Raw genomic sequence first — 25,643 nt, 5'->3', positions numbered from 1 at the left:
GAAGTCACTTCGCCACGGCGACCGACGAACGGTCAGAGGATGGGCGCGAGCCCCGCGCCGAAGGCGGTGAAGATCCGCGTCATCAGCGTCTTCAGGCCCATCTGCACCCCCGGGAAGTCCCCCACCGGGTCATAGCACTCGCGGAACCGCGGGTCGCTGGGCGGGATCGGCTGCGGGCAGGCCGGACTCGGCCGGAACTCGTAGCTGGTGGCGTAGCGGATCGGCCACAGGTCGAACACCGGCAGGGCCTCGGACACCTTGCCCAGCGAATAGTCCAGCCCGGAGAACACCGGCGGCTTGTCGCGCGGGGCGATGGTCCAGGCGTTGGCCGGGAGCATGTCGCGGCGGATGCTGGCCGCCAGGGTGCGCGCGAACGCCGGCTCCTCGATCACCACCGCGCTCTCGGTGTTGTAGGTATCGCCGCGCGGGTCGAAGTTGTGCGTGCCCACCACGCCGATGCGTTCGTCGATCACCAGCGACTTGGCGTGCAGGCCGAAGCGCACGCCGCCGCGTTCCAGCGGCACCGGCTCGTGGGCGGAGAATCCGGACCAGCGCAACGCCGAGTATTCGCGCGCCAGCGGCCGCGTCGCGCGCCCCCCGCCCCCCTGGCTGCCGTCGACGCCGGCCGCCCGGCCGCGGCGGCCGCCGACCACCGCGTTGCCGTTCGCGTCCCACGCGATGTCGACCGTGCCGGTGGCCTCGACATCGATCGGCGCATCCTGCGGAAACGGCTTGAACTCGTGGATCTCGAAGCCGAACTCGCGCAGGAAGCGGCGCTTGTATTTGTACGACAGCGCATAGGTGATGAACGCATCGGTCGCCGCCAGGCTGTTGGTCGACACCACCACCCGCGGCGGCGCATCGCGCAGGCGCAGCTCGCGGAACTGGGCCTGCGCTGGCGGCGAAAGCACGAGGTACGGCGTCTGCAGCAGCACTTCCTCCTTGGCGCCGTCGATCAGCTCGCGCAGGCCACGGGTGGACGGCGCCACGCCCTCGTAGTTGCGCCGGTGCTTCTGGGGCGGGTCGGCGATGAACCCGACCCCGGCCACCGGCAGCGCATACGCGGCGAGCTCTGCGACCAGGCCCTGGTCATCGGCATCGCGGGAAATGCGCTGCACGCGGTCGGGGAGGTCGAACGGTGCGTGCGGAAGCGACGGCACGCCGCCACGCAGCAGCGCGCGGCCGACGTCGGACAGTCCCGGCAGGGTGCGCGTCAGCCGCGCCACCCAGTACTGCTCGAAGTTGGCGGCCATGTCGGCGACCACCGGCCCGGCCACGAACAGGTCGCGGTCGCGGAAGTTGTAGACCGGATCCCAGTCGTAATAGCTGTTCTGGTAATTGCGGCCGCCGGTGATGCCGACCATGCCGTCCACCAGCAGCAGCTTGCTGTGCATGCGCTGGTTGAGGCGCCGCCAGCAGCAGGCCGCGGCCAGCACGTACTGCGGATAGCTGATGCGTGCGCGCCCCAGCACCGGGTTGTAGATGCGCATCTCGAAGTTGGCGTGCGCGCCGGCGAGCGCGGCCAGCGTCTCCACCCGGCGCAGCGCCGACAGCTGGTCCACCAGCACGCGCACGCGCACGCCGCGGCGCGCGGCGGCCAGCATCTCGTCCAGGAACAGGTGCCCGGCATCGTCCTCGTCGAAGATGTAGGTCTGCACGTCCAGCGTGCGCTGCGCCGAGCGGATCAGGCTCAGGCGCGCGAGCAGCGCATCCTGGCCGTAGTCGAGGATCAGTGCATGGTGGCGCGGCGCATCCGGCGTGCTGGCCGCGACAGCCTGCGTGCCGAGCTCGCGCAGCGCGGAGGTCGTGGCACAGGCGTCGTCGGCCATGCAGTCCACGACCACCGGCTGCGCCTCGACGGCAATGCGCGTCGCGGCATCCCGCTGCTCCTGCGACAGCGTCGCGCAGGCGCCCGCCGCCAGCGCTCCCGCCAGGGCCAGCACGCGGATCAGCGGATTCACGCGTCGCCACCCCGGATGCGGATGCGCAGCTCGAACCGGACCTCGGGGGCGAGCGCGAAGTTCCAGCGGTCCATGCCGTAGTCGGCACGGTCGATGACCCCGGTGGCGACCACGTCGCAGTCGCGCCCCGGTCGCGGGCACTCGGCCGGCAGGACCGTGAACGTTTCCAGCCGCTGCACGTCGCGTATCACCAGGGTGCCCATCAATACGCCGCCATCGCGCAGCAGGATATCGTCGTAGGGTTCGGACACGAATGTCACGCGCGGGTATCGCTCGGCGTCGAAGAACCCGCTGCCGCGGGTCAGCCGCGTGTAGCGGACGTTGCCGATGATCCGGACATCGGCCGCGGACAGCCACAGCCGCACCTGGCGACGCCCGTCCTCCAGGACCTTGAACTCACCTTCGTATTCCGGAAAACGACCACGCAGCGTCTGCCCCCAGCGCGTGGTCAGGGTGAAGCCGATCTCGGATGCCGACCGATCGATGCGACCGGCATGCGACGGCGCCGCCAGCAGGACGGCGGCGGCGACAGCGATCCAGGCGCGTGCAAGGGCACGCCTCACGGCCACCAGAAGTCGACAAGACTTGCCACGCCGGGCTCCACCTCGGCTTCGGCCGGCAGCCGCAGCACGGCGATCGCACCGGGCGGCATGCCGCGGTACTCGCCCGACTGGCCGCTGTGCAGCAGGGCCGCCAACCGCTCGAGCCCCGGGTTGTGGCCGACCACCAGCAGGCGGTCGACCTCGCGGTGGCGGTCGGCGACAGTCGCCAGGGTGCCCGCCGAAGCGTCATAGATTGCCGGCTCCAGGCGCTGGTCGACGTAGCCGACCACCCCCAGCACCGCTTCCAGCGTCTCGCGCGTGCGGCGCGAGGGCGAGCACAGCACGAGGTCGGGTACCAGGCCGTGGTCGCGCAGCCAGCAGCCGGCGGCCTCGGCCTCGGCCAGACCCTCCGCGGACAGCGGCCGGTCGACGTCGTTCTGGCCCGGACCCGCCTGTTCGGCGTGGGCATGGCGCAACAGCACGATTTCCCTCACGAGGCACTCCCTTGGTGGTTCACTGGCGCGGTGCCCGGTTCAGGCCTTGCGCACCCATTTCAGCAACGGATCCCAATCCTCCTGGTGATCACGCACCTGGGCGGAGTGGTAGTCGAACAGGCTCTTGCCCAGGCCGACCAGCATCACGTAGGCCTGGCTGTCGCGCAGGCTGGCGACCACCGGGTACGGCCACTGCCCGAGCAGGTCGAGCATCGCCTGCGAGGCGTTGGTCCAGGGCTTCAGCTTGTTGGCCACCAGACCGACGCGCAGCTGCCCGCGGCGGACGCGCGGGTGCCTGGCAAGCGAATCCAGGAACGGCACCGTGGCGTCCAGGTCGAGCGCCGACGGCAGCACCGGCACCACCACGGAGTCGACATGCTCCAGCCAGTTCTCGAGGTCGCCGGCCATGGCACCGGCGGGCGCGTCGATCACCACGCGCTGGGTGTCGGCGGGCAGCGAGTTCCAGGCCGCGCGCTGGCGGCTGGCGCCGGCGACCGGCAGCACGGCGCTGTCCAGGCCAACGCGGCGCTCCGCCCAGCGCGTGGACGAGCGCTGCGGGTCGGCATCGATGATCACGGTCCGCTGGCCGGACAGCGCCGCGTGCGCGGCGAGATGGGAGGCGATCGTGGTCTTGCCCACGCCGCCCTTGGAACTCGCCACCAGCACCGTCTTCATCCGTACCCCGGTCACGTTCCGCCAAGTCGGACGTCGAGGGTACACCGGCGGACCCGGCTTGGCGCACGCGCAATCATCGGACGCGAAGCCGGTGCCGCACGCGGGCGCCGGGCCGCGGGCGGCTGCTCGCGGAGCGACGCTCTAGGGTCACTCCCAGCTGGCGCCTGTACGCCCGGTGGCTAGTCTCGTGGCATCGATCCAGGGAGTCGGCCATGAGCCTCGACGTCGCCAGCCAGCAGTCCTACCTCCAGCCGTTGCGCTTCGACGACCGCCTCGCCGCCGGCCTGCTGGCACCGCCGCAGCTGCAGAAGGTGGCCGACAGCTACCCGAAGGGTGACGGCAGCTTCGCCGCAGACGTACGCGGCACCACGCCGCAGCCGGAGACCGACCTGCAGCTGGCGATGATGGCCAACGACGTCTACGCGGCCGACAACCCGAAGACGGAAGCAGCGCTCGCCGAGGCGGGCTGGACGCGGCTCGAGCCGAGCGCCGACGGCACCTCGCTGGTCGACGCGCAGGGCAACGAGATCCCGATCGACCCGGCGTTGCTCAGCACCTCCGAGGGCTTCGACGCCGCGATCTACCAGAACGCGCAGGGCGAGTACGTGGTCGCCTACCGCGGCACCGACGACTGGGGCCTGTCGCCCTCCGGCGACGCCGACGACAACGGCCTGCAGGGCCTCGGCTTCGAGACCGGCCAGTACAAGGACGCCGTGGCCCTGGGCGAGGCCGCGCTGCGCGCCTTCGGCGAGGGCAACGTGGTGTTCACCGGGCACTCGCTCGGCGGCGGCCTGGCGAGCGCCGCGGCCCTCGCCACCGGCACCGCCGGCGTGACCTTCAACGCTGCCGGCCTCAGCGACCAGACCCTCGAATCGCTGGGCTTCAACCCCAACGCGGTGCGCCAAGATGCCGCCGACAGCGGCCAGCTGCGCCGCTACATCGTCAACGGCGATCCGCTGAACGGCGCGCAGCAGGACCTGCCCATCATCCCGATCCTCGGCATGTCGCCGCCCAACGCGGTCGGCCATGAGCTGCGCGTCGACCCGCCGGCCGGGGTGGTCGACCTGGTCGGGCTGCACGGCGGTGGCGGCGATGGCGCCTCCTACGTCGACGCCCTGCAGCAGAACACCGCCTACGACCCGGCCACCCGCCCGAGCCTGTCCGAACAGGCCGGCAGCCTGGTCAACCAGGGCCTCGACGGCCTCGGCGATCTCGCCAACCGGTTCTTCACCGCGACCGGCGACCCGGCGATCGGCTGGGCCGCCGACAAACTGCTCGATGCCGGCGGCGACGTCCTCGACACCACCATCGGCGTGGGCGGCAACATCCTCCGCGACGGGGTGGAGCGCATCGGCGAGTACAGCCTCAACCAGCTCGGCAGCGTCATCCGCCAGGGCGAGAACGTGGTCGGCGACCTGTGGAGCAACGGCAGCGAGATGGTCGATGGCTTCGTGAGCACCGGCAACGGCGCGTTCGCCGAGGGCAGGCTGGTCGAAGGCAGTCTTGAAGTCGTTGGTGACGTGCTCGACTTCGCCGTCGACAGCGTCGGCGACCTGGCCGACGGCGCGCTGGGCCTGGCTGGCGACACCGTGCAGAACCTCGCCAATGCCGGCGGCGGCCTGCTGCGCGATATCGGTGACGCCACCGGCCTCGACGCGCCGCTCGACGCCGTGGCCGGCTTCGTGGAAGGCACCGGCAAAGTGGTGAGCGATGTCGCCGACACGGTCGGTGACGTGGTCGACACCGTGACCGACGTGGTCGGCGACGGCGTCGAGGTCATCGCCGACGTGGCCGGCGACGTCGGCCAGGCCGTCACCGACGGCGCGCAGTGGGTGAGCGACAAGCTCAACCCGCTGAAGTGGTTCTGATCCGGTAGACAGGGTGCGACCCCGCCGTAGTACCGTGGTCCGCATGTCCGACACTCCCCGCACGCACGCACCGCAGGTGCCTTCCCCATGGAAGGCGCCGCGCGGCATGCGCGTGCTGCTGGCCATGTCGCTGATGCTCGCCTCCACCGCCGGCTGTGCCCGGCAAGGGACAGACGTGAACCCAGGCAAGTCCTTCGCCAATCCCGGCAACGCGCAGTTCGCCGACGCCGTGCTGCGCGACGACGAAGCGCTCGCGCGCCAGTTGCTCGCCGCCGGCGCCAACCCCGACGCGGTCGACGACAACGGCCAGCCGCTGCTGCAGTGGGCGATGAAGCGCGGCGACCGCGGCGCGGTGCGCCTGCTGCTCGCGCTCGGCGCCGACCCCGCACGCGGCGACCAGGACGGGCGCACCGCGCTGCACCTGGCGGCGATGGGCAAGACCCCGGGCTGGCTGGAAGCGCTGCTGGAGCACGGCATGTCGCCGGATACGCCCAACACCGTCACCGGCGCCACGCCGCTGTTCGACGCCCTGCGCGCCGGCAGCGAAGACAACATCCGCGTGCTGCTGGGCGCCGGCGCGCGGCTGGACGTGGCCGACCGCAACGGCACCACGCCGCTGCACCAGGCGGCACTGGTGAAGGATTCCGGCGCGGTGCTGCGCTTCCTCGAGGGCGGCGCGGATCCGCGCGCCACCGACCGCACCGGCGCGACGTTCCAGGACTATCTGTACAGCGGCGACCCGAAGCTGCTCGACGTCGCCACCCGCCGCGACCTGGAGAAGATCGACGCCTGGCTGGGCGCCAAGGGCGTCGCGGTCAAGCCGCGCGGCTGACCGCGCGCGTCAGCGTCGCTGCCAGGGCGCCTGCCAGCTCGCCGGCGGTTCGGCGGGAACGCCTGCTTCGGCCAGCATTCGCCGCGCCATGGTGTCTTCGCTCGTCACCGACGTGTCGGCGAGCAGCCGCGCGAACGCGGCCGCGCCACCGGGGCCGTCGTCCTGCTTCGCAAGCTCCGCCATCTGTTCCCGGCGCCAGTCCACGCCGCGGCGGCGCGCATCGAGCGTGGCGATTTCGGCCGGGCTGGCCGCCAGCGCGCGCGCAAGCGACAGGCCGATGCGTTCGTCGAGCACCGTCTGCGGACCCGCCAGCAGCAGGCCGGCGATGTGCCGGCAGGCGTCGGCGCGGGCAGCCGCGCCCGGCGCACGGCCGGCGCAGGCGCGCAGCACCGGCTGGTAATCCGGCAGCAGCACGGAGAGCGAAGACGACCACACCGCCGCATTGACGTCGGCCGAGGGCTTCGCGCCTTCGCCGAACGCCGCCCACTCGGCAGCGGTCGGCGCATGGCGGCGCATCACGCCAGCCGCCCAGCGCTGCAACGGATACGGCTCGGGCGCGTTGCGGCTGGCGCGCGTCGCGGCATCCAGCAGCGCGTCCATGTCCAGGCCCAGGTGCATCAGCGGCGCCAGGTTGCCTGGTGACAGCGCCTGCCAGCGGCGCGCAGCGGCGTTGCCGAGCGCCTGGTCGTCGCCGACCATCGCCGCGGCCAACAGCAGCTGCTGGGTGATCAGGTCACCCGCGCCCTTGGCGGCGGCTTCCGCGTGCCAGCGCTCCGGATCCAGGCCGCTTTCGTTGGCCGCGTCGTGCGGGCGCGCCTGTGCTTCCAGCAGCGCCGCCAGCGCGAGGTCGCGCGCGCCGTCGGAGCGCCCCACCGCCTTCGCCACACGCCGCAGGTAGGCCTGCCACGCCTCCGCGCCCTGCTGCGCACGCTGCATCTCCTGTTCGCTCGGCTGCCCTGGCGCCGGTGACTGCGCGAAGGCCGGGACGGCGAGCGCCGTGGACAGCAGGACGGGCAACAGAAGTCGGATGCGCATGCGCGGCTCCATCAGCGGGATCGATGGTCCGCAGCATACCGGCGCCCGCGCAGTGCCCGCGCGAGTGCCGGCAAGGCGACGCAACGCGCGTTCAGTAGCCGGCGGCCTGCCCGTCTTTGCGTGATTCGCTGGCGCCGATCCAGCCGCCGTGCGGATTGACCATGATCGCCTGGTAGCCGCCGTAGGGGCCGTCTGCGAAGCGCACGCTGTGGCCCTTGCGCATCAGTTCGCGCACGGTCGCATACGGAAAGCCGGTCTCGAGATCCACTTCGCCGCCGTCGCTCATCACCGTCGCCTGCCCGGTCGGCTCGGTGCTGCCGTCGTGCTGGATACGCGGCGCGTCACCGGCCTCCTGCAGGTTCATGCCGAAGTCGATCATGTTGATCAGGATCTGCGCATGCCCCTGCGGCTGCATCGCGCCGCCCATCACGCCGAACGACAGCCACGGCTTGCCATCCTTCGTCACGAACGCGGGAATGATGGTGTTGAACGGGCGCTTGCCCGGCGCGTAGGCATTGGGATGCGTGGCGTCACCCAGCACGAACTGCTCGCCGCGGTCCTGCAGGATGAAGCCCAGCCCCGGCGGCGCCATGCCGCTGCCCATGCCGCGGTAGTTCGACTGGATCAGCGACACCATCATGCCGTCGGCATCGGCGACGGTCATGTAGATCGTGTCGCCTTCGTCGAGTTCGGCCGGCGTGGCCGGCTGCACCTCGCGCAGCGCGCGCTCCATCGAGATCAGCTTGCCGCGCTCGCGGGCGTAGTCCTTGGAGATGAGCTTCGCCACCGGCGCCGGATGGAACGCGGGATCGGCGTACCAGCGCGCGCGGTCGGCGAAGGCGAGCTTCTTGGCTTCCACGAACAGGTGCACGTGCTCGGGGCTGCCAAATCCGTATGACTTCAGATCGTACGGCTCCAGCAGGTTGAGGATCTGCAGCGCGGCGATGCCCTGGCCGTTGGGCGGCAGCTCCCACAGGTCGTAGCCGCGGTAGTTGGTGGATGCCGGCTCCACCCACTCGCCCACGTGCGCGGCGAGGTCCCCGTAGGCCAGGAAGCCGTCGTTGGCCGCGAAGTACGCACCGATGGTGCGCGCGATGTCGCCCTTGTAGAACGCGTCGCGGCCGCCGTCGGCGATTGCCTGCAGCGTGTCGGCCAGGTTGGGGTTCTTCCAGGTCTCGCCGGTGCGCGGCGCGCGGCGGCCTTCGCCCGGTGCACCCGCGACGGTGAACTGTTCGCTGAAGCCCGGCCACTTCGACAGCCGTGGCACCGAGCGGTCCCAGTAGTACGCGATCACCTCGTGCACCGGGTGGCCTTCGCGTGCGTAGCGGATCGCGGGCGCGAGGTTCTCGGCCATCGTGCGCTTGCCGAAGCGGCCATGCAGCGCGAACCAGCCATCGACCGTGCCGGGCACCGTCACCGGCAGCGGTCCGTGCGGGGGGATGTCCTTCAGGCCGCGGCGCTCGAACTCGGCGAAGGTGAGCGCCTTCGGCGAGCGTCCGGAGCCGTTGTAGCCGTGCAGCTTGCGCGTCTTCGGATCCCAGACGATGGCGAACAGGTCGCCGCCGATGCCGTTGCCGGTCGGCTCCATGAGCCCCAGCGCGGCGTTGGCGGCGATCGCCGCGTCCACCGCGGAGCCGCCGGCCTTCATCACGTCGAGGGCGACCTGCGTGGCCAGCGGGTGCGAGGTGGCGGCCATCGCGTGCGGCGCGTACACCTCGCTGCGCGTGGCGAAGGCCTGGCCGGTGACGCGGTCGGCGGCGGTGGCCGGCAGCACCAGGCCGACAGCGACAAGCGAGACGAACAATGGACGAAGCATGCGGCGCACCGGGAGCGAAACCGCCACTCTACGTCGCGCGGCGGGAACGGTCTCCGGTCACGGCCAGGCGGGCGGCGCCGCGCGCCATGCCGCGGCCACTTCGGCCAGCAGCGCGCGGTCTTCGTCGCGCCAGTCCGGCAGCAGCCGCGCCAGGTCCGGCGACTGCCAGAGCCCCGGCTCGGTGCGCACCGCGGCGGCATACCAGCGCACCGCCTCTTCGCGCCGATCCAGCGACCACAGCGCCAGCGCCACGGTCGGCGGCAGCCACGACGGTCCCTTCATGCGCTCCATGCCGGCCATGCGCCACTGCTCCAGCGCCGCGGCGGGGTCACCGGCGCGGTACAGGTCCCAGCCATGGTTCCAGTGCACGGCGGGCCGGGTGCGGCTGGGGCCGGCAGCCGCCAATGCCTGGGCATAGAGCGCGGCGCCGGTTTCGGTGTTGCCGGCGGCATACGACAGGTGGGCCAGCTGCGCGGTAGCGAGATCGGCCTCGCGACGGCCACGGCTGCGGCTGCGGACATCGAGCAGCTTCTGCACGGTGGCGTCGTCGTTGCCGGCATGCAGCACCAGCGGTCGCGTCACCTGCGCATCGTCCTCGAAATAGAATTCCTTCGGCTTGGGCAGCGTCTGCGCCGAAACCGCGATCGGCAGCAGCGCGAGCAGCATGGCGACCGACAGGCGTCCGATGGTGCATTTCATGGCCAGCAACCTCTGACGGGGTCCCCGTGTCCCCGCGCGCATGGTAACGGCTGCCCCGGCGGCCGACCAGCGACGTCTCAGCCGCCGAGATGCCCGCGCAGGATCAGGTCCGGCATCGCAGCCCCGAAATGGTAGCCCTGGCCACGCGTCAACCCGCAGCCCAGCAGCGCGGTGACCTGCGCCTGGTTCTCCACGCCCTCGGCCACAACGTCCAGGCCGATTTCGCGGGCGATGCCGACGATCGCGCACACGATCGCCTGGTCGCGGCGGTCGTCCGGCAGGCCGGCCACGAAGCTGCGATCGATCTTCAGGCAGTCGATCGGAAGGCGCTTCAGCCGCGCCAGCGAGGAATAGCCCGTGCCGAAGTCGTCGAGCGCGATCCGCACCCCCAGCGCCCGCAGCCGGGCCAGGGTCTCGCTGGCGACGTCGGCGTCGTGAAGCAATACGGTTTCGGTCAGCTCCAGCGTCAGCCGCACCGCCGCCAGCCCCGACACCTGCAGCGCCTGCGCCACGCTGGTCACCAGCCCGGGCTGCTCGAACTGCCGGGCCGAGACATTCACCGCCACCTGCAGGTCGGCCCCCGGCCACGCCGCCGCGGCCATGCAGGCTTCCAGCAGCACCCAGCGCCCGAGCCGGACGATCAGGCCCGAGCGCTCGGCGACGTCGATGAACTCGCTGCAGGGGCGCCAGCCACCGCGCTCGTCGCGCCAGCGCAGCAGCGCTTCGGCGCCGCGGATGCGGCCGTCCGCCAGGTCCACGACCGGCTGGTAGTGCAGGTCCAGGTGGCCCTGCTCATAGGCATCGCGCAGCGCGCGTTCCAGGCGCATGCGCACCACCAGTTCGCCGTGGCGGCCGGCGTCGAACACTTCGCAACGGTTGAGCATGCCGAGCGCGCGCGCGCGCTGGCTGGCGAGTTCGGCGTTGCGCAACAGGATGTCCGCCGAGGGCGACGCCAGGTCGCGCGAGAACGCGATGCCGGCCGCCGCGCGGGTGCCGCCGGCACCGGCCGCCTCTTCGACCAGCGACACGCAGCGGCCGGCCAAGTCGAGCGCCTCGGACTCGCGCAGCGGCCGGCGCGGCACCAGCGCGAAGCCGTCATCGCGCACCCGCGCCAGCGTGGCGTCATTGCCGAGGCCGCCGCGCAGCGCCATCGCCGCGGCCACCAGCGCGTCCTGCCGGCTGGCGCCATCGTGCTCCACCTGCACGTGGATCGCGGCCACGCTGGCCTCCTCGCCGTGCGCCGGGCGCAGTGCGCTGTGCGCGACCTCGAGCAGGTGGTCGCGGTTGGGGAGGTTGGTCTGCGCGTCGTGCAGCTCCAGGTAGCGCAGGCGGCGCTCGGCGTCGCGGCGGCGCTGGATCTCGTAGGCCATCGCCACGAAGTCGCCGATGCTGGCCGCGAACGCCTCGTCCTCGGTGCTCCAGGTGCGCGGTTTTCCGACGTGCTCGTGGCACACGACGCCAAGCAGTTCGCCCTCGCTGCGGATGGGCGCGTCGAGCAGGGAGACGACGCCGTGGCGCGTGAGGTACTCGCCGAGCACGGCGTTGGACGCCGACAGCGTCGCGTCGCGCAGCACGTCGGCGGCATCGATCACCCGCGCCGTGTCGAGCTGCGCGCCGTACTCGGAGTCGGCGTCGAAGGCTTCGTCGTAACCCGGCGGGTTGTGCACCCCGGTGACGCGGTCGTAGGCGTGCACGCAGCGCAGCACGCCCTGGCGGGCATGCAGGCGCCAGACGTTGACGCGGGCGACATCAAGGGTGGCGGCGGCGGCCTCGCAGATCTGCGCCAGCGCATTGTCGAGGCTGCACTGCTCGGTCCAGACCTGGCGCGCGAGCGAGACCAGGGCGTGGTTGAACCGGCGCGCCCATGCGCCGCTGTCCTGCCGGTAGTCGACTGCCTGGCCACTGGCCATGCCTGCCCCCGGGGCTCCGCTGTGCCGGACCACGGCACCGGAGGAGCACTGTCCGCCCGCAACTGTTAACGCTGCATCACGATTTGGCCCCACTGCTAGAATCCGCGCCGCTCCAACCCGCGCGTCCCGACGCGTTCCCCGCCTGCGGCCGCGCCGCCGCCAGCCCCCAGGGCCCGCCATGACCAGCACCGCCGAACTTTCCTCGCCCGCGTCCGCCAACCTGGGCCTGACCCACGGCGTGACCGACCACGACTACGGCCTCGAGGACAAGTACACCCGCACCAGTGGGCGTATTTATCTGTCCGGGGTCCAGGCCCTGGTTCGCCTGCCGATGATGCAGCGCCTGCGCGACCAGGCCGCCGGGCTGGACACCGCCGGGTTCATTTCCGGCTACCGCGGCAGCCCGCTGGGCGGTTTCGACCTGGAGCTGTGGCGCGCGCGCAAGCACCTGGAATCCGCGCAGGTGCGCTTCCAGCCGGGCCTCAACGAGGATCTCGGCGCCACCATGGTCTGGGGCACGCAGCAGACCAACCTGTTCCCGGGTGCCAAGGTCGAGGGCGTGTTCGGCATGTGGTACGGCAAGGGCCCGGGCGTGGACCGCTCCGGCGACGTGTTCAAGCACGCCAACGCCGCCGGCACCTCGAAGCACGGCGGCGTGCTGGCGCTGGCCGCGGACGACCATGCCTGCCGCTCGTCCACCCTGCCGCACGGCTCCGAGGGCGAGTTCAGCAGCGCGCTGATGCCGATCCTCAACCCCGCCGGCGTGCAGGACATCCTCGACATGGGCCTGGTGGGCTGGGCGATGAGCCGCTACACCGGCCGCTGGATCGGCTTCAAGACGATCGCCGAGACGGTGGAATCCTCGGCGTCGGTGGACGTGGATCCGTTCGCGCGCCAGATCATCGTTCCCGATGATTTCGAGCTGCCGCCGGGCGGGCTCAACATCCGCTGGCCGGATCCGCCGATGGACCAGGAGATGCGCCTGCACCGCTACGCGGTGAAGGCGGCGCAGGCGTTCGCGCGCGCCAACGGCATCGACCGCGTGGTGATCGATTCGTCCGCCGCGCGGCTGGGCATCGTGACCACCGGCAAGAGCTACCTCGACGTCCTGCAGGCGCTGGAATACCTGGGCCTGGATGCACGCGCCTGCGCGGAGCTCGGCATCCGCGTCTACAAGGTCGGCATGACCTGGCCGCTGGAGCCGGTGGGCATCCGCGCGTTCGCGCGTGGCCTGGAGGACATCCTGGTGGTGGAGGAGAAGCACGCCTTCATCGAAAGCCAGATGAAGGAGCTGTTCTACAACTTCGACTTCGGCCTCGACGGCGGCCGCCGGCCGAGCATCGTCGGCAAGTACGACGAGGCCGGCGAGTGGATCCTGCCGAGCACCGGCGAGCTCACGCCGGCGACGATCGCCGCGGTGATCGCGCGCCGCATCCAGCGCTTCCATGATTCCGAACACATGCGCGACGTGCTGCGCTGGATGGAAGAGAAGGAAGGCGCGCTGGCGCTGCCGCGCGCGCAGTTCCCGCGCGTGCCGCACTACTGCTCCGGCTGCCCGCACAACAGCTCCACCGTGGTGCCGGAGGGCTCGCGCGCGATGGCCGGCATCGGCTGCCATTACATGGTCACGTGGATGGACCGCAGCACCGACACCTTCACCCACATGGGTGGCGAAGGCGTCACCTGGTCGGGGCAGGCGCCGTTCACCGAAACGCCGCACGTGTTCCAGAACCTCGGCGACGGCACCTACTTCCACTCCGGCACGCTGGCCATCCGCCAGTCGATCGCCACCGGCGTCAACATCACCTACAAGATCCTCTACAACGACGCCGTGGCCATGACCGGCGGGCAGCCGGTGGACGGCACGCTGTCGGTGCCGCAGATCGCGCACCAGGTGAAGAGCGAAGGCGTGGAGGTGATCGCGCTGCTGTCCGACGAGATCGAGAAGTGGAGCGACCCCTCGATCTTCCCGGCCGGCGTCACCTTCCATGACCGCCGCGAGCTCGACGCCGTGCAGAAGCGCCTGCGCGAAGTGAAGGGCACCAGCGTGCTGATCTTCGACCAGACCTGCGCCACCGAGAAGCGCCGCCGCCGCAAGCGCGGCAAGCTGGTGGACCCGCAGAAGCGCGTGTTCGTGAACACCCTGGTGTGCGAGGGCTGCGGCGACTGCGGCAAGAAGTCGTTCTGCGTCTCGGTGCTGCCCAAGGAAACCGAGTTCGGCCGCAAGCGCGAGATCGACCAGTCCAACTGCAACAAGGACTACAGCTGCGTCGAGGGCTTCTGCCCGAGCTTCGTCACCGTGCTCGGCGGCAAGCCGCGCAAGGGCCGCAAGGTCAACGCCGCGGAGCTGCTGGCCAACCTGCCGGCGCCGGTGTTCGCCAGCGACCTCGCGCAGCCCTGGAACATCCTGATCACCGGCGTCGGCGGCACGGGCGTGGTGACCATCGGCGCGCTGATCGGCATGGCCGGGCACCTGGAAGGCCGTGGCTCCACGGTGCTCGACCAGACCGGGCTCGCCCAGAAGGGCGGCGCGGTGACCACCCACATCCGCATCGCGCAGGCGCCGGACAACATCCACGCCTCGCGCATCGCCGCCGGCGAGGCCGACCTGGTGCTGGGCTGCGACATGGTGGTGGTCAACGACTACTGGGCGCTGTCGAAGATCCGCGCCGGCCGTTCGCAGGTGGTGCTCAACAGCCATGAGGCGATGCCGGGCAGCTTCACCACGCGCCCGGACATGCAGTTCCCGGCCGCCGACATCGCCAGCGCCGTGCGCCAGGCGCTCGGTAGCGACGCCGACGAAGGCGCCGCCGCCGCCGACGCCGCACTGCACATGGTCGACGCCACCCAGCTCGCCAACGCGCTGATGGGCGACGCCATTGCCAGCAACCTGTTCATGCTGGGCTACGCCTGGCAGCGCGGCCTGGTGCCGCTGTCGTTCGAGTCGCTGATGCGCGCGGTGGAGTTGAACGGTGCCGCGGTCGAGATGAACCGCACCGCGTTCGCCTGGGGCCGCCTGGCCGCCGTCAATCCGGACGCCGTGTACGACGCCGCCGGCGTCGTGCGCAACGCGCGCACCACCGCCGAAGCCACCCCGCACGTGCTCGACGCGCTGCCGCCCGGCGACTGGGAAGGCAACGAATGGGGCGCCACCAGCGCGCCCAAGCCGGCGCGCCAGGAAGACGACCTGCGCCACCTGCCGTCGGGCGCCGACCAGGTCGCCTACCTGCCGCTCGACGACGCCCGCCTCTCGCGCTCGCTCGACGAACTGGTCGCGCGCCGCAGCGCGTTCCTCACCGGGTACCAGAACGCGAAGTACGCCCGCCGCTACACCGATTTCGTGGCCAGGGTCCGCGCCGCCGAACAGGCGCGCGCGCCCGGCGCCACCGACCTCGGCGAGGCCGTGGCCCGCTACTTCTTCAAGCTCATGGCCTACAAGGACGAGTACGAAGTGGCGCGCCTGTACACCAGCGGCGAGTTCAAGCGCCGCCTGGAGCAGCAGTTCGAGGGCGACTACAAACTCCAGTTCCACCTCGCGCCGCCGCTGCTGGCCAAGCGCAATGAAAACGGCGAGCTGCAGAAGCAGGCCTTCGGCCCGTGGATGCTGACCGCGTTCGGCGTGCTGGCCAGGCTGCGCGGCCTTCGCGGCACCGCGCTCGACGTGTTCGGCTACACCGACGAGCGGCGCATGGAACGCGCCCTGATCGACGACTACGTGCGCACCGTCGGCGGGCTGCTCGACGGCCTGGACAGCGGCAACATCGCGCTGGCCGCCGAGATCGCCTCGATCCCCGAGCACATCCGCGGCTACGGCCACGTCAAGCACGCACACCTTGAAAAGGCCAAGGCACGCGAGGCGGAGCTGCTGCGCGAATGGGCCAATCCGCTGCGGATCGTGCAGGCGGCTTGAGCGAAACATCGTCCGGCTGCTGCCATTTTCGCGCGCTTGCCAGCCGCGCCGGTGAGGGGGCGGCCCGGGTCATCGCCCCTTTGTGGCAAGTGAGCCGTTAGCACCGCCCCTGGTGGACGGCGATCGCGGCGGGGGCAATACTCGGGACGGGCAAGGCTGCCCTTGGGGAACCGTCATGGATGATCATCGACCGCTACCACCGCGGACCACGCAACGTGTCCTCACGGCTTTGGCGTTTGCCTTGGCATTGTCGCTGGCATTAGGCGCCGGCACCTGCTCGAACCACGCCACCGATACTCCGGCGGTAGACGCCTTCTTCGCCCACGTCGAGGCCCGCGATGGCGCGCGATGGCTCGAGGAGGAGGCAGACGACCACATTGCCACGCTTGCCGATAACGACGCTCTGGCCCTCGCACACCGCGCGCTCACACACGCGGATGCCGACGTGCGCCTCTACGGCCTCGGGCTGCTCTACCGCTTCGGCCTCAACGATGAAGCCGATGCCGCGGCTGCGGAGCTGCTGATCCGCGGCGACGACCTGGCCGGCCTCGGCTGGGGTTGGCTGCACTCCGGAGACCCCACCCTGCTTGAGACCCGCCTGGACGGAATCCGCGCGGCATTGGTCAGGCGCCTGCCCGCGCTGCCGGCCGAGCGGCGTCAAGCGGCCGAAGCGTTCCTTTGCACCGGCCAAGAGGCCTGTGCAGAACCACCCGGGGAGTGAACCCCGGTATCGCTGTCCCACCACGCAATTTCCAGCCACATGCAAGGAACGCACATGAGCAGGATTACCCGTTACAAAAAACGGCCGCTGGCCATGCTGGTCGCCGCGGCGATCTCCACCGCAAGCCTGTCGGCGCAAGCATTCGACGTACCCGTACACATCCGCATCACCCGCGACCAACTCGCGCCGCTGCGCGCCGAGATTGACGGCCGCGAAAAGGGCTTCAGCGAAAAGGCGCTGGAGCAGATCGCCAGCGCCAACGAGGATGTCGATTCGATCACAACCCGCTCGGCTGCGTTGTTCAAGCCCGAGCGGCACTTCACCAACGAGCAGTACGGCGCCTCGAGCCAGCGACTGCTGGCACTGCGCCAAGAGGTCATCGAGCTGGCCACCGCCGACACGCGCGCCGGCACGAAGGCGCGCGAGCGCCTAGGCCAAGCCCTGCACACGCTGCAAGACTTCTATGGCCACTCCAACTGGGTCGAGCGCGGCAATACCGGCATCAACCACGCACTAGGTACTACCACCCTGCCCAACCCGGCCGCAGCTAGCGTCAACTGCCCGGCCAACCCGAACGTACTAGGCCCGGCCGGCGGCGGCACCCTGACCTCGGCCTACTTCGTCGGTTTCACGCTTTCGCGGGAAAACTTCGGCTGCGACGTCGACGAATTGCCCGCCAACAAGTGCTTCCACGGCAACTACCGGCCCACCTGCATCGGCATCAACAAGGATCTCGACGCAACCGGCGCCGCGCAGAACAACGTCCCGATGAACCCGCACCACCCGGCGGCAGCCACGCAGGCGCGCGAGGCGACGCGGGTGTTCGTGCAGGGGATCCTCGATGACCTCGCTGGCAACGACCGCGCACTAGCCGCGCTGCTCGATGTGCGCGGCACACTGGGCTTCGTCGTCGACGACACTGGCAGCATGGGGTCCTCGATCACCGGGGTGGTCGGCACGATCAACCAGATCGTCACCGAGGTCGACGCCAACCCCGAGCTGAGCCCCGACAACTACCTGCTGGTGCGCTACGGAGATCCCGACGTGGGTTCCGCATTCGTTACCGAGGACGCCGCCGCGTTGCGCAGCGCGGTCGCAGGGCTTTCGCCAGCGGGGGGCGGCGATTGTCCGGAGCTCTCGCAATCCGCCCTGATCAACGCGATCGATGCCGCGGCGTCGGATTCGAGGATCTACCTGTTCACCGACGCTACGGCAAAGGATTCGGGCGCGATGAACCAGGTTATCGCCCGCGCCCAAGCCAAGGGCACCGAGCTCAACTACGGGCTGACCGGCAGCTGTTCGCCGATCGACCCCGCCTACGTGCGCGGCGCCGCTGAGACCGGCGGCCAGGTGTTCCGGGTGTTCCCGTCGCAGATCCCGCTGCTGTACACCGTGATCCGCCCGCAGCTCGAGGGCGACCTCAACACCATCGTCCGGCGCCGCGTCGACCTAGGCACCGGCGGCAGCGAGCACATCTTCGCACCAGTGGATTCCACCGTGACCGGCCTGCTGGTGGCGGTGACCGTGGTCGAGAACGATGTTGCCGCCGGCCACATGCTGCGCGTGTTCCGGCCTTCCGGGGCGCAGGTGTCGGCGAGCGACCCGGACGCGCACCTTGTCACTCTGGCCGGTGGCACACTGGTGCGCATCGATGCGCCCGAATCGGGCGAGTGGCGCGTTGAGGTTGAAGGCCATGGACCGTTCACCGCGACCGTCCAGGGCAACAGTTCCATCGACCTCGCGCGGGTGGACTTCGTTGCGCCCGGCGGCGATATCCACGGTGGCTTCGGGCCAATCGCGGGGCAGCCGGTGGCGGGCGTCTCCGACCTGGTCGAAGCAACCATGGCCGGTCCCTACGCGAACGCTGTTTTCCACTTTGTCGACGAAGCTGGCAACGCCCTCGGCGGGCTCGACCTCGTACAGTCATTCCCGACCGCGGACCCGTCGCATTTTTTGGGCGAGGCCGAGCTCCCCGCGGTACCGTTCCGCGTCGTAGCGACCGGCGAGGACAGCAGCAGCCTCGGCTACCGCCGCGAGTACCCCACGGTGTACCGCGCCCAGCCGCTGGCCATCGAGCTTGACGGCATCGGCCAAGTGGAACTCGTCCCCGGCGCGACGAAGACGATCGCGTTTTCCGTGACCAACCACGGCACCCGTGGCACGTACAGCGTGGTCGCAAGTGACGAGCTCGGTTTCACCACCTCGGTGCAGCCTTCCTCGCTGGCACTGGCTCCGGGCGAAGAGGCCGAGGTGCGGGTGACTGTGTCCGCGCCGGCGGATGCAGTGGACGGGGCTAGCAGCACGGTGGTGCTGACGGCGACGCGCGTGGGTCAGCCCGAGGTCTTTAATAGCGCATCGACGGTGGTCACGGTGCTCGCGAACCAAGGCCCAACCTGCCCGGCCTCGACGGCGCAGACCCTGCTGTGGCCACCGAACGGGAAGCTCCACGCGTTGTCGATCACTGATCTGGCCGGCGCGACAGATCCCGATGGCGACGCGCTCGCCTTCGTGATCGACGCCATCCTGCAGGACGAGCCTGTCCACGGGAGCGGCGATCGCACGGCACCAGATGCGTCAGGTATCGGCGGCAGCATGGCATCGGTACGCGCCGAACGCCGCGGCAACGGCGACGGCCGCGTTTATGAGGTCCGCTACACCGCCAGCGATGCCAAAGGCGGTGCCTGCAGCGGTTCGGTCATGGTCGGCGTCCCGCACAGCCGCGGCAACGAAGCCGCCATTGATAGCGGCGAACGCTTCGACTCGACCACGCAATAGGAAAGCAGACTGAGCCACCGCGGTGCCCGAGTCAGGCACCGCGGTGTTTGCCGGATCGGTCGAGCCGAGGTTCCGATTGCCGATCTGGCTGCCGTCACGCGGATGCGGGCCGGCGCCACACCAGACAGCGGTTGTTGGCCGGCATCGCCACGTCAGCGGCAAGCCGCAGGCCGGCCGCGGTGGCCAATGCGTCGACCACCTCGAAATCGCGGATGCCCGAGCGCGGGTCACGGGCCTTGAGCCACACGTCGAAATCGCGGTTGCTGTCGCTGGTGTAGGCGCCGGCGTAGTTGAACGGGCCGTAGGCCACGAGCGTGCCGCCGTGCGCGCCCGCGAGCACCCGCGCGACGCCGCGGAAGAACGCCTCCACCGCATCGACGCCCATGATGTGCAGCGAGTTGGCGGTGAACACCGCATCGGCGTCGATCGCGGGCCACGGCGACTGCAGCACGTCGAGCACGAGCGGCGGCGGCGTGTTGGGCAGGCCCGACTCGTCCAGCCAGGCACGGATGCCGGGCAGGTTGTCCGCCACGTCCGAGGCCTGCCAGGTGAGCCACGGCATGGCGGCGGCGAAATGCACCGCGTGCTGGCCGGTGCCGCTGCCGATCTCGAGCACGCGGCTGCGGTCGGCGAAGTGCTCGCGCAGGACGGCAAGGATCGGTTCGCGGTTGCGGTCGCAGGAGGGTGCGTGGGGTTTGGCGGCGTCGTGGTGCATGGCGTTGTCCATCCGGGCGCTGCCAGCATACAAACCTCGCGCCACAACGGCGGCCGACGCTCGGCATCGAGGCGCCGCGCCGTCACAATGGCGGGCGTAGATGGATGGGCAGGCGTTGGACATGCGGATCGGAATCGATTTCGGCACGAGCTATTCGGCCGCGGGGGCCGTCGTCGACGGCGAGGTGCAGCTGATCCGCTTCGGCGACCAGGCGCAGTTCCGCACCACGGCGTTCTTTCCGCAGCGGCTGCCGGACATCCACCACTTCGAGCTGACCGACGCGCTGCAGGACGAGGTGACGCGCTGGATGACCAGCGCGCGCGCCGACCAGACGCGCGAGATCGCGCGCCTCGAGCGCCTGCGGCAGTCGGCCATGGCGCTGCCTGTGCACCAGCGCGACGCCGCGCTGGCCCAGGTCCCGACCATGCGCCGGCGCGGCGACGATGAACTCCGCCGCGCGGCGATCGCCGCCGTGCGCCGCGACTGGGTGGCCGGCGAGGTCCGCCAGGCCATGGACGCCAGGGCCGACCTGGATGACGCGCTGTACGGCGACGAGGCCGTGGATGCGTTCCTCGCGGCCGGCGAAGGCCACCTGGTGGTCTCGCCGAAATCGATGCTCGGCTACAAGCTCGAGTCGCATGCGCGCGACGTGCTGCTGGGCATCGCCACGCACGTGCTGCGCCACATCCGCACCACGGCCTCGGCGCAGCTGGGCACGGACGTGCACTCGGCGGTAATGGGCCGCCCGGTGCGCTTCCGCAGTTCCATGGAGGAAGCCGGCGGCGTGCAGGCGCTGGAGATCCTCACCGATGCCGCGCACGCGGCCGGATTCGAAGCGGTCGAGTTCCTGGAGGAACCGGCCGCGGCCGCCTACGACTTCCACCGCCGCAGCGCGCGCGCCTGCCGCACCATGATCCTCGACATCGGCGGCGGCACGACCGACATGGCGCTGGCGCTGGTGGGCGGCGATGCGCCGGCGCCGGTGATCCACGGCGCGTGGGGCGAGCCGGTCGGCGGCACCGACGTGGACCTCGAGCTGAGCATGCGCGGCGTCATGCCGCTGTTCGGCAAGAACGTCACCCGCACGGCCGTGCACCGCTACTACGAGGCATCCCACGTGCAGGACCTGCAGCGGCAGGCCAACTTCCACAAGGCGATCTTCGACGAGGTGGAGGCGCCCTATGGCGCGCGCCTGATGGCGTTGCAGCAGGCCGGCAACACCGTGCGCCTGAACCGCGCGGTGGAGCGGGCGAAGATCGAACTGAGCGGCGTTGAGCAGGTGACGGTGGACCTGGACTACATCGAGGCGGGGCTGGCCTGCGACATCGACCGCACGCACCTCGCGGCCGCCGCCGAACGGCCGTTCCTTGCGCAACTGCGCGCGCTGCTGCGCGAGGCCAGCGCCGGCGCGATCGAGGCGCCCGAGGTGGTCTACCTCACCGGCGGCATGTCGCGTTCGCCGTACGTGCCGGCGCTGGTGGGCGAGGTATTCCCGGGCGTGGAGATCGTGCGCGGTGACGCGTCGCTCGGCGTGGTGACCGGCCTCGCGCGCGCGGCTGCCGCCGCCGCCGACTGAGGCTCACCTGCGCGGAGATGGCGCCGCACGTTGCGATGCGCTCCGCTCGCGCGCCTCGCGGAACTCGCTGCCGTCGTCCCACGCGGGCCACGCGCTGGTATCCGCCACCGTGCGCACCAGTCGCAGCACGACTTCGGTATCCGCGGTCGGCCCGCGCATGTCCCAGCTGGCGTCGAAGTCGTCGCCGGGCTGGTGGTAGCGCTTGGCGAAGTAGTCCGCGCGCGCCGCCTTGCCGCCTTCCACGCCGCCGTCGAGCTGGTCCATGCCAGGGCCCACGGTGATCGCGGGCACGCCGGCCTGCGCGAACGCGAAATGGTCGGCGCGGTAGAAGAAGCCGGCTTCGAGATTCGGATCCGAAGAGTACATGCGCCCTTCGACCTGCGCGGCCGCCTGCAGGTCGCGCTCCAGCGATACCTTGCCCAGCCCCCAGCTCGAGATGTCGCGCGTCGGTCCGTCCGGGCTCCACATCTCCATGTTGATCGCGGCGGCAGTGGTCGCCAGTGGCCGCGCCGGGTTGGCCGCGTACCAGGTGGCGCCGAGCAGCCCGCTCTCCTCCGCGGTCAGCGCGACGAACAGCACGCTGCGCGCCGGCGGCGGGCCGGCTTTCATGACACGCGCGATCTCGATCATCGAGGCGATGGCGGTGGCGTTGTCGACGGCGCCGTTGATGATCGCGTCGCCGCTCTCGTCCGGCGCACCGATGCCGAAGCTGTCCCAGTGCCCGGAGACGATGACGGTCTCGTCCGGCCGCGTGGCGCCGGGCAGCAGGCCGAGCACGTTGCGGCTGGTGATGCGGTCCCGCTTCACGTTGAACGCGACCGAGAGTTTCGCGTCGCCAAGCGGCTGCGCGCGGAAGCCGGGCTGCTGCGCACGGTGCTTCTCTGTGTCGAAATCGAGCCCCGCATCCGCGAACAGGCGCGTCGCGACCTCGCGCTGGATCCAGCCGCGCACCGGCAGGTGGTACGTGGCCGCATCGCTGCGCACGATGTCGAACTGCGGCGCGGCGCGGCCGTTGCGCACGGTGGTCCACGGATACGCGGCCGGCGCGGTCTCGTGCACGATCAGCACGCCCGCGGCGCCGCGCCTTGCGGCTTCGATGTACTTGTAGGCCCAACGGCCGTACCAGGTCATGGCGCGCCCGCCGAACTTGCCCGGCGCGGTCTCGAAATCCGGATCGTTGACCAGCACCACCACGATCTTGCCGCGCACATCCATGCCGGCGTAATCGTCCCAGCCGAGCTCCGGCGCGGTGATGCCGTAGCCGGCGAACACCAGCGGCACCTCGCGCATGGCCACGCTGCCGGCGGGGTGCAGGGTTTCCACCGCGATGTCGTCACCGTTGGCCAGCGCGCGGGTGCGGCCGGCGACGTTGAACGAGGCGCTGACCGGGCCATCGATCTCGCTGCGCTCCAGCGTCACCGCCTGCGTCCAGCCGCCGTTGTCGCCCGCCGGTACAAGCCCGGCCTTTTCGAACTCGGCGCTGATCCAGGCGACGGTCCTGTCCTCGCCCGGGGTATTCGGCGCACGGCCTTCGAACTCATCGGACGCCAGCGCGCGCAGGTGCGCGGCCAGGTTGTCGCTGCTGACCGCGGCGACCGGCGCGCCTGCAGCGCGCGCGTCCGCAGCGTCTGCCGCCGCGTCGCGAGGCTCGGGGACGGCGCACGCGGCAAGCGCAAGTGCGACCACCAGGAGACCAGCTACACGCGCCATGGGCGTCATCCGTTTCTGCAGAAGGCCTGCATTGTGCTCCCCGGACGGCATGGCCCGCCCGTCCGGATGTAAAAAGCATTTGACATGACGCCCACCCGATGTAAAGAATGTTTTACATCGAGCCAAGGGAGAGGGCGTTGTGAGCATCGGGCGTTGGGGATGGATCGGGCTTCTCGCGGTGGCGGGCACGGGCTTCTGGCTGCTGCTGGGCAGCGGACGGGTGTTCGGCTACGACATCGGCGGTATCGGCATGACCCTGCTGGTCGGCTGCACGTGGTTGGCGCTGTACGCGGTGTCTGCGGTTCCACGCGGCGAGTTCGAGCAGGGCGTGTCGCCCGGCGAATGGCGCGCGTGGATCGGATTCGCCTTCATGCTGGCGGCCACGCTCTACTTCGTCTCGCACGCCGAGGTGTTCCGCCTCGGCGAGCTGGCGCAGTCGCGGCGCGTGGCCACCAACCTGGTGCTGCTGCTGGTGGCGTGGAGCGTGCTGGGGCGATTGATGGCCTCGCGCTGGAAGGACCGCGTGCAGGAGGACGAGCGCGACCGCGCCATCGAGACCCGCGGCGCGGCCTGGGGGCGCCATGCGCTCATCGGCGGCGTGATCGTGGTCGCGGTGCTGCTGGGCATCTCGCCGCCGGACCGGCTGGAGTGGGCCACGCACTTCGTGATCGGCAACCTGCTGGTGCTGGTGCTGATGCTCGGCTGGCTGGTCGAGTGCGCGGCGATCGCGGTGATGTACTGGCGCGACCGGTGGTGATTCGCGCGTCGCGGGCGCGGGGCTGACGCATGGCCGGGACACCGCTAGAAAACGACATCCGCCGCCTGCGCCTGGCGCATGGCGAGATGACCCAGCAGCAGCTGGCCGATGCCTGCCAGGTCACGCGGCAGACGATCCTCGCGCTGGAAGCGGGTCGCTACGCGCCGTCGCTGGAGCTCGCGTTCCGCATCGCGCGCGCGTTCGGCGTGGGCGTGGAGGACGTGTTCCGCTGGAAGCAACCGTGAGCACGGGCCAGCGTGGTGCCGCGGCAGTCGCCGCGGCCATGCGCTGGACTCACCGGCTCAGGGCGTCGGCGGCGTCTTCTCCGCGCGCAACGCCACCAGGATGCGCAGCCCCGGGCGTCCGTCGACCGGCGTGAAGCCCAGCCGCGCCTGCTCGGCGGCAATCGCGCGCCGCGTCAGCGTGCCGACCATGCCGTCCGCCTCGCCGATCGCATGCCCGCGCGCGAGCAGCTGCTGCTGCAGTTCGCGGCGCTCGGCGCGTCCGATGCCCGGGTCATCCGTCGGCCAGGCCGTGGCGAACACGCCGCCGCCGCGCAGGCGGTCGGCGAGGTGCGCGATGGCCAGCGCGTAGCTCTCCGCCGCGTTGTACGAATAGATCGCGTCGAAGTTCTTGAACACCACGAACGCCGGCCCGCTGGTACCGGCCGGCAGCAGCACTGCGGCGCGCGCGTCCGCGGGCACGCCGTCGATGGCGCGGCCGTCGATTCGCCTGATGCCCAACGCCTGCCACTCCGACAGCGGCTTGCGGTTTGTCCGACCGGCGAGCGCGGCATTGAAGCCTTGCGGCAGCGCCACCTCGTAGCCCCAGGGCTCGCCACTGCGCCAGCCGGCGCGCTTGAGGTAGTTCGCCGTGGAACCCAGCGCGTCCGGAATGCTGCCAACCAGGTCGCGGCGTCCGTCGCCGTCGAAATCCACCGCGATGCGCTGGTAGGTCGTGGGCATGAACTGCGTGTGCCCGAACGCGCCCGCCCAGGAGCCGGTGATGCCGGGGTCCCGCAGGTCGCCCGCGGCCAGCAGCTGCAGCGTGGCGATGAACTCGCCCTGGAAAAACGCCTGCCGGCGCCCGAAGCACGACAGCGTGCCAAGCGACACCAGCAGCGGACGCTTGCCGAAGCTCTTGCCGTAATCGCTCTCCACGCCCCACACCGCGACCACCGTGGCGGGGTCCACGCCATGTGTCGCCTGCGCGCGGGCCAGCGTGGCGGCGTGTTCGGCGAGCATCGCCCGGCCATCAGCCACGCGCTGCGTGTCGACCAGCGCGGCCAGGTAGTCCCAGATCGGCGTGGTGAACTCCGGCTGCTGGTCGAGCAGCGGCAGCACGCCCATGTCCGGCGAAAGTCCCGCGGTGAGGCGGTCGAAGGCGGCGGCGTCCACGCCCTTGCCCGCGGCGCTGGCACGCAGGCCGGCCATGCAGCTGCGGAAATGTGCGAGGTCGGTTTCGCTGGCGGCAGGTTGCGCGGCAGCGGGCGCCGGTGGCGACGTCGATACGGGCTGGGGCACGACCATGGCGGCGGTTGCGCCACCCGCGGGAGGCGCGGGCTGCGCTGGCTGCGCCACCTGCGCGCACGCCGGCTGCAGGACCAGCAGCAGCGGAAGCAGTGTGGGGATGATGCGCATCGGACGC

General features: G+C 70.8%; 19 protein-coding genes. 8 read left to right on the top strand and 11 right to left on the bottom strand.

The window, feature by feature from the left end; translation table 11 throughout:
• Positions 1-32: 32 nt before the first annotated feature.
• Genes JGR64_RS00705 through JGR64_RS00690 form a run of 4 tightly spaced genes read right to left on the bottom strand, consistent with a single transcriptional unit; the run spans position 33 to position 3,672 of the window.
• Entirely contained in the window at positions 33-1,961 is a 1,929-nt protein-coding gene (locus tag JGR64_RS00705) for a phospholipase D family protein (protein ID WP_199374555.1), read from the bottom strand.
• A complete protein-coding gene (locus tag JGR64_RS00700; RefSeq protein ID WP_199374553.1) occupies positions 1,958-2,524 on the bottom strand; it encodes a YceI family protein in 567 nt (188 codons plus the stop codon). The genes JGR64_RS00705 and JGR64_RS00700 overlap by 4 nt, the downstream gene beginning before the upstream one ends.
• Positions 2,521-2,997 carry a histidine phosphatase family protein gene (locus JGR64_RS00695; RefSeq protein ID WP_199374551.1) on the bottom strand — a complete coding sequence of 159 codons (477 nt, stop codon included), beginning with the start codon at positions 2,995-2,997 and terminating at the stop codon, positions 2,521-2,523. The genes JGR64_RS00700 and JGR64_RS00695 overlap by 4 nt, the downstream gene beginning before the upstream one ends.
• 39 nt (positions 2,998-3,036) lie before the next feature.
• Positions 3,037-3,672, bottom strand: coding sequence for a ParA family protein (locus JGR64_RS00690; RefSeq protein ID WP_199374549.1), 636 nt, complete (start codon positions 3,670-3,672; stop codon positions 3,037-3,039).
• Between the two features lie 212 nt (positions 3,673-3,884).
• Here JGR64_RS00690 and JGR64_RS00685 point away from each other — a divergent pair, with 212 nt between their 5' ends.
• Together JGR64_RS00685 and JGR64_RS00680 are read left to right on the top strand one after the other, a co-directional pair.
• Positions 3,885-5,540, top strand: coding sequence for an Mbeg1-like protein (locus JGR64_RS00685; protein WP_199374547.1), 1,656 nt, complete (start codon positions 3,885-3,887; stop codon positions 5,538-5,540).
• Between the two features lie 43 nt (positions 5,541-5,583).
• Entirely contained in the window at positions 5,584-6,372 is a 789-nt protein-coding gene (locus tag JGR64_RS00680; RefSeq protein WP_199374545.1) for an ankyrin repeat domain-containing protein, read from the top strand.
• 9 nt (positions 6,373-6,381) lie between these two features.
• On the opposite strand, the gene JGR64_RS00675 is transcribed toward JGR64_RS00680, so the two are convergent.
• The 4 genes from JGR64_RS00675 to JGR64_RS00660 form a co-directional block, all read right to left on the bottom strand.
• Positions 6,382-7,407, bottom strand: coding sequence for a hypothetical protein (locus JGR64_RS00675; protein WP_199374543.1), 1,026 nt, complete (start codon positions 7,405-7,407; stop codon positions 6,382-6,384).
• Positions 7,408-7,498: 91 nt separating this feature from the next.
• Positions 7,499-9,223, bottom strand: a complete 1,725-nt coding sequence (gene ggt, locus JGR64_RS00670; RefSeq protein ID WP_199374541.1) for a gamma-glutamyltransferase — start codon at positions 9,221-9,223, stop codon at positions 7,499-7,501.
• 57 nt (positions 9,224-9,280) lie between these two features.
• A complete protein-coding gene (locus JGR64_RS00665; protein WP_199374540.1) occupies positions 9,281-9,922 on the bottom strand; it encodes a tetratricopeptide repeat protein in 642 nt (213 codons plus the stop codon).
• A 77-nt stretch (positions 9,923-9,999) separates the two neighbouring features.
• The gene (locus JGR64_RS00660; RefSeq protein WP_199374538.1) at positions 10,000-11,832 is read right to left on the bottom strand and encodes a GGDEF and EAL domain-containing protein; all 1,833 of its coding nucleotides are present in this window, start codon (positions 11,830-11,832) and stop codon (positions 10,000-10,002) included.
• 178 nt (positions 11,833-12,010) lie between these two features.
• On the opposite strand from JGR64_RS00660, the gene JGR64_RS00655 reads away from it, so the two are divergent.
• The 3 genes from JGR64_RS00655 (at position 12,011) to JGR64_RS00645 (ending at position 19,238) form a co-directional block, all read left to right on the top strand.
• The gene (locus JGR64_RS00655; protein ID WP_199374536.1) at positions 12,011-15,742 is read left to right on the top strand and encodes an indolepyruvate ferredoxin oxidoreductase family protein; all 3,732 of its coding nucleotides are present in this window, start codon (positions 12,011-12,013) and stop codon (positions 15,740-15,742) included.
• 241 nt (positions 15,743-15,983) lie between these two features.
• Positions 15,984-16,463, top strand: coding sequence for a hypothetical protein (locus JGR64_RS00650; RefSeq protein ID WP_200649750.1), 480 nt, complete (start codon positions 15,984-15,986; stop codon positions 16,461-16,463).
• 54 nt (positions 16,464-16,517) lie between these two features.
• Entirely contained in the window at positions 16,518-19,238 is a 2,721-nt protein-coding gene (locus JGR64_RS00645) for a hypothetical protein (RefSeq protein ID WP_199374532.1), read from the top strand.
• A gap of 94 nt (positions 19,239-19,332) precedes the next feature.
• On the opposite strand, the gene JGR64_RS00640 is transcribed toward JGR64_RS00645, so the two are convergent.
• Positions 19,333-19,953: a DUF938 domain-containing protein gene (locus JGR64_RS00640; RefSeq protein ID WP_233348288.1), complete on the bottom strand. Its 621-nt coding sequence runs from the start codon at positions 19,951-19,953 to the stop codon at positions 19,333-19,335.
• A 121-nt stretch (positions 19,954-20,074) separates the two neighbouring features.
• On the opposite strand from JGR64_RS00640, the gene JGR64_RS00635 reads away from it, so the two are divergent.
• Positions 20,075-21,529, top strand: a complete 1,455-nt coding sequence (locus tag JGR64_RS00635) for an Hsp70 family protein (RefSeq protein WP_199374528.1) — start codon at positions 20,075-20,077, stop codon at positions 21,527-21,529.
• Positions 21,530-21,532: 3 nt separating this feature from the next.
• On the opposite strand, the gene JGR64_RS00630 is transcribed toward JGR64_RS00635, so the two are convergent.
• The gene (locus JGR64_RS00630) at positions 21,533-23,239 is read right to left on the bottom strand and encodes a M28 family metallopeptidase (protein ID WP_199374526.1); all 1,707 of its coding nucleotides are present in this window, start codon (positions 23,237-23,239) and stop codon (positions 21,533-21,535) included.
• Between the two features lie 139 nt (positions 23,240-23,378).
• Between JGR64_RS00630 and JGR64_RS00625 the strand changes: the two genes are divergently transcribed.
• Positions 23,379-23,996, top strand: a complete 618-nt coding sequence (locus JGR64_RS00625; RefSeq protein WP_199374524.1) for a hypothetical protein — start codon at positions 23,379-23,381, stop codon at positions 23,994-23,996.
• Between the two features lie 29 nt (positions 23,997-24,025).
• Entirely contained in the window at positions 24,026-24,241 is a 216-nt protein-coding gene (locus JGR64_RS00620) for a helix-turn-helix transcriptional regulator (protein WP_199374522.1), read from the top strand.
• A 57-nt stretch (positions 24,242-24,298) separates the two neighbouring features.
• Here the strand turns inward: JGR64_RS00620 and JGR64_RS00615 are convergent, their stop codons facing one another.
• On the bottom strand, positions 24,299-25,525 hold the full coding sequence (locus JGR64_RS00615; protein ID WP_199375124.1) for a lytic murein transglycosylase: 1,227 nt from the start codon (positions 25,523-25,525) through the stop codon (positions 24,299-24,301).
• Positions 25,526-25,643 lie beyond the last annotated feature (118 nt).

The organism is Luteimonas sp. MC1572 (assembly GCF_016615815.1).
In the GTDB taxonomy this organism is placed as follows: Bacteria; Pseudomonadota; Gammaproteobacteria; order Xanthomonadales; family Xanthomonadaceae; genus Luteimonas.
Note: the sequence above shows the minus strand (reverse complement) of the source record. Positions and strands in the feature narration are given on the sequence as shown.

What these genes read in the sequence shown, in the direction of transcription:
- JGR64_RS00690 (WP_199374549.1), bottom strand. Translation starts at nt 3,672, where the DNA reads ATGAAGACGGTGCTGGTGGCGAGTTCCAAGGGCGGCGTGGGCAAGACC.
- JGR64_RS00685 (WP_199374547.1), top strand. Translation starts at nt 3,885, where the DNA reads ATGAGCCTCGACGTCGCCAGCCAGCAGTCCTACCTCCAGCCGTTGCGC.
- JGR64_RS00680 (WP_199374545.1), top strand. Translation starts at nt 5,584, where the DNA reads ATGTCCGACACTCCCCGCACGCACGCACCGCAGGTGCCTTCCCCATGG.
- JGR64_RS00675 (WP_199374543.1), bottom strand. Translation starts at nt 7,407, where the DNA reads ATGCGCATCCGACTTCTGTTGCCCGTCCTGCTGTCCACGGCGCTCGCC.
- ggt (WP_199374541.1), bottom strand. Translation starts at nt 9,223, where the DNA reads ATGCTTCGTCCATTGTTCGTCTCGCTTGTCGCTGTCGGCCTGGTGCTG.
- JGR64_RS00665 (WP_199374540.1), bottom strand. Translation starts at nt 9,922, where the DNA reads ATGAAATGCACCATCGGACGCCTGTCGGTCGCCATGCTGCTCGCGCTG.
- JGR64_RS00660 (WP_199374538.1), bottom strand. Translation starts at nt 11,832, where the DNA reads ATGGCCAGTGGCCAGGCAGTCGACTACCGGCAGGACAGCGGCGCATGG.
- JGR64_RS00655 (WP_199374536.1), top strand. Translation starts at nt 12,011, where the DNA reads ATGACCAGCACCGCCGAACTTTCCTCGCCCGCGTCCGCCAACCTGGGC.
- JGR64_RS00645 (WP_199374532.1), top strand. Translation starts at nt 16,518, where the DNA reads ATGAGCAGGATTACCCGTTACAAAAAACGGCCGCTGGCCATGCTGGTC.
- JGR64_RS00640 (WP_233348288.1), bottom strand. Translation starts at nt 19,953, where the DNA reads ATGCACCACGACGCCGCCAAACCCCACGCACCCTCCTGCGACCGCAAC.
- JGR64_RS00635 (WP_199374528.1), top strand. Translation starts at nt 20,075, where the DNA reads ATGCGGATCGGAATCGATTTCGGCACGAGCTATTCGGCCGCGGGGGCC.
- JGR64_RS00630 (WP_199374526.1), bottom strand. Translation starts at nt 23,239, where the DNA reads ATGGCGCGTGTAGCTGGTCTCCTGGTGGTCGCACTTGCGCTTGCCGCG.
- JGR64_RS00620 (WP_199374522.1), top strand. Translation starts at nt 24,026, where the DNA reads ATGGCCGGGACACCGCTAGAAAACGACATCCGCCGCCTGCGCCTGGCG.
- JGR64_RS00615 (WP_199375124.1), bottom strand. Translation starts at nt 25,525, where the DNA reads ATGGTCGTGCCCCAGCCCGTATCGACGTCGCCACCGGCGCCCGCTGCC.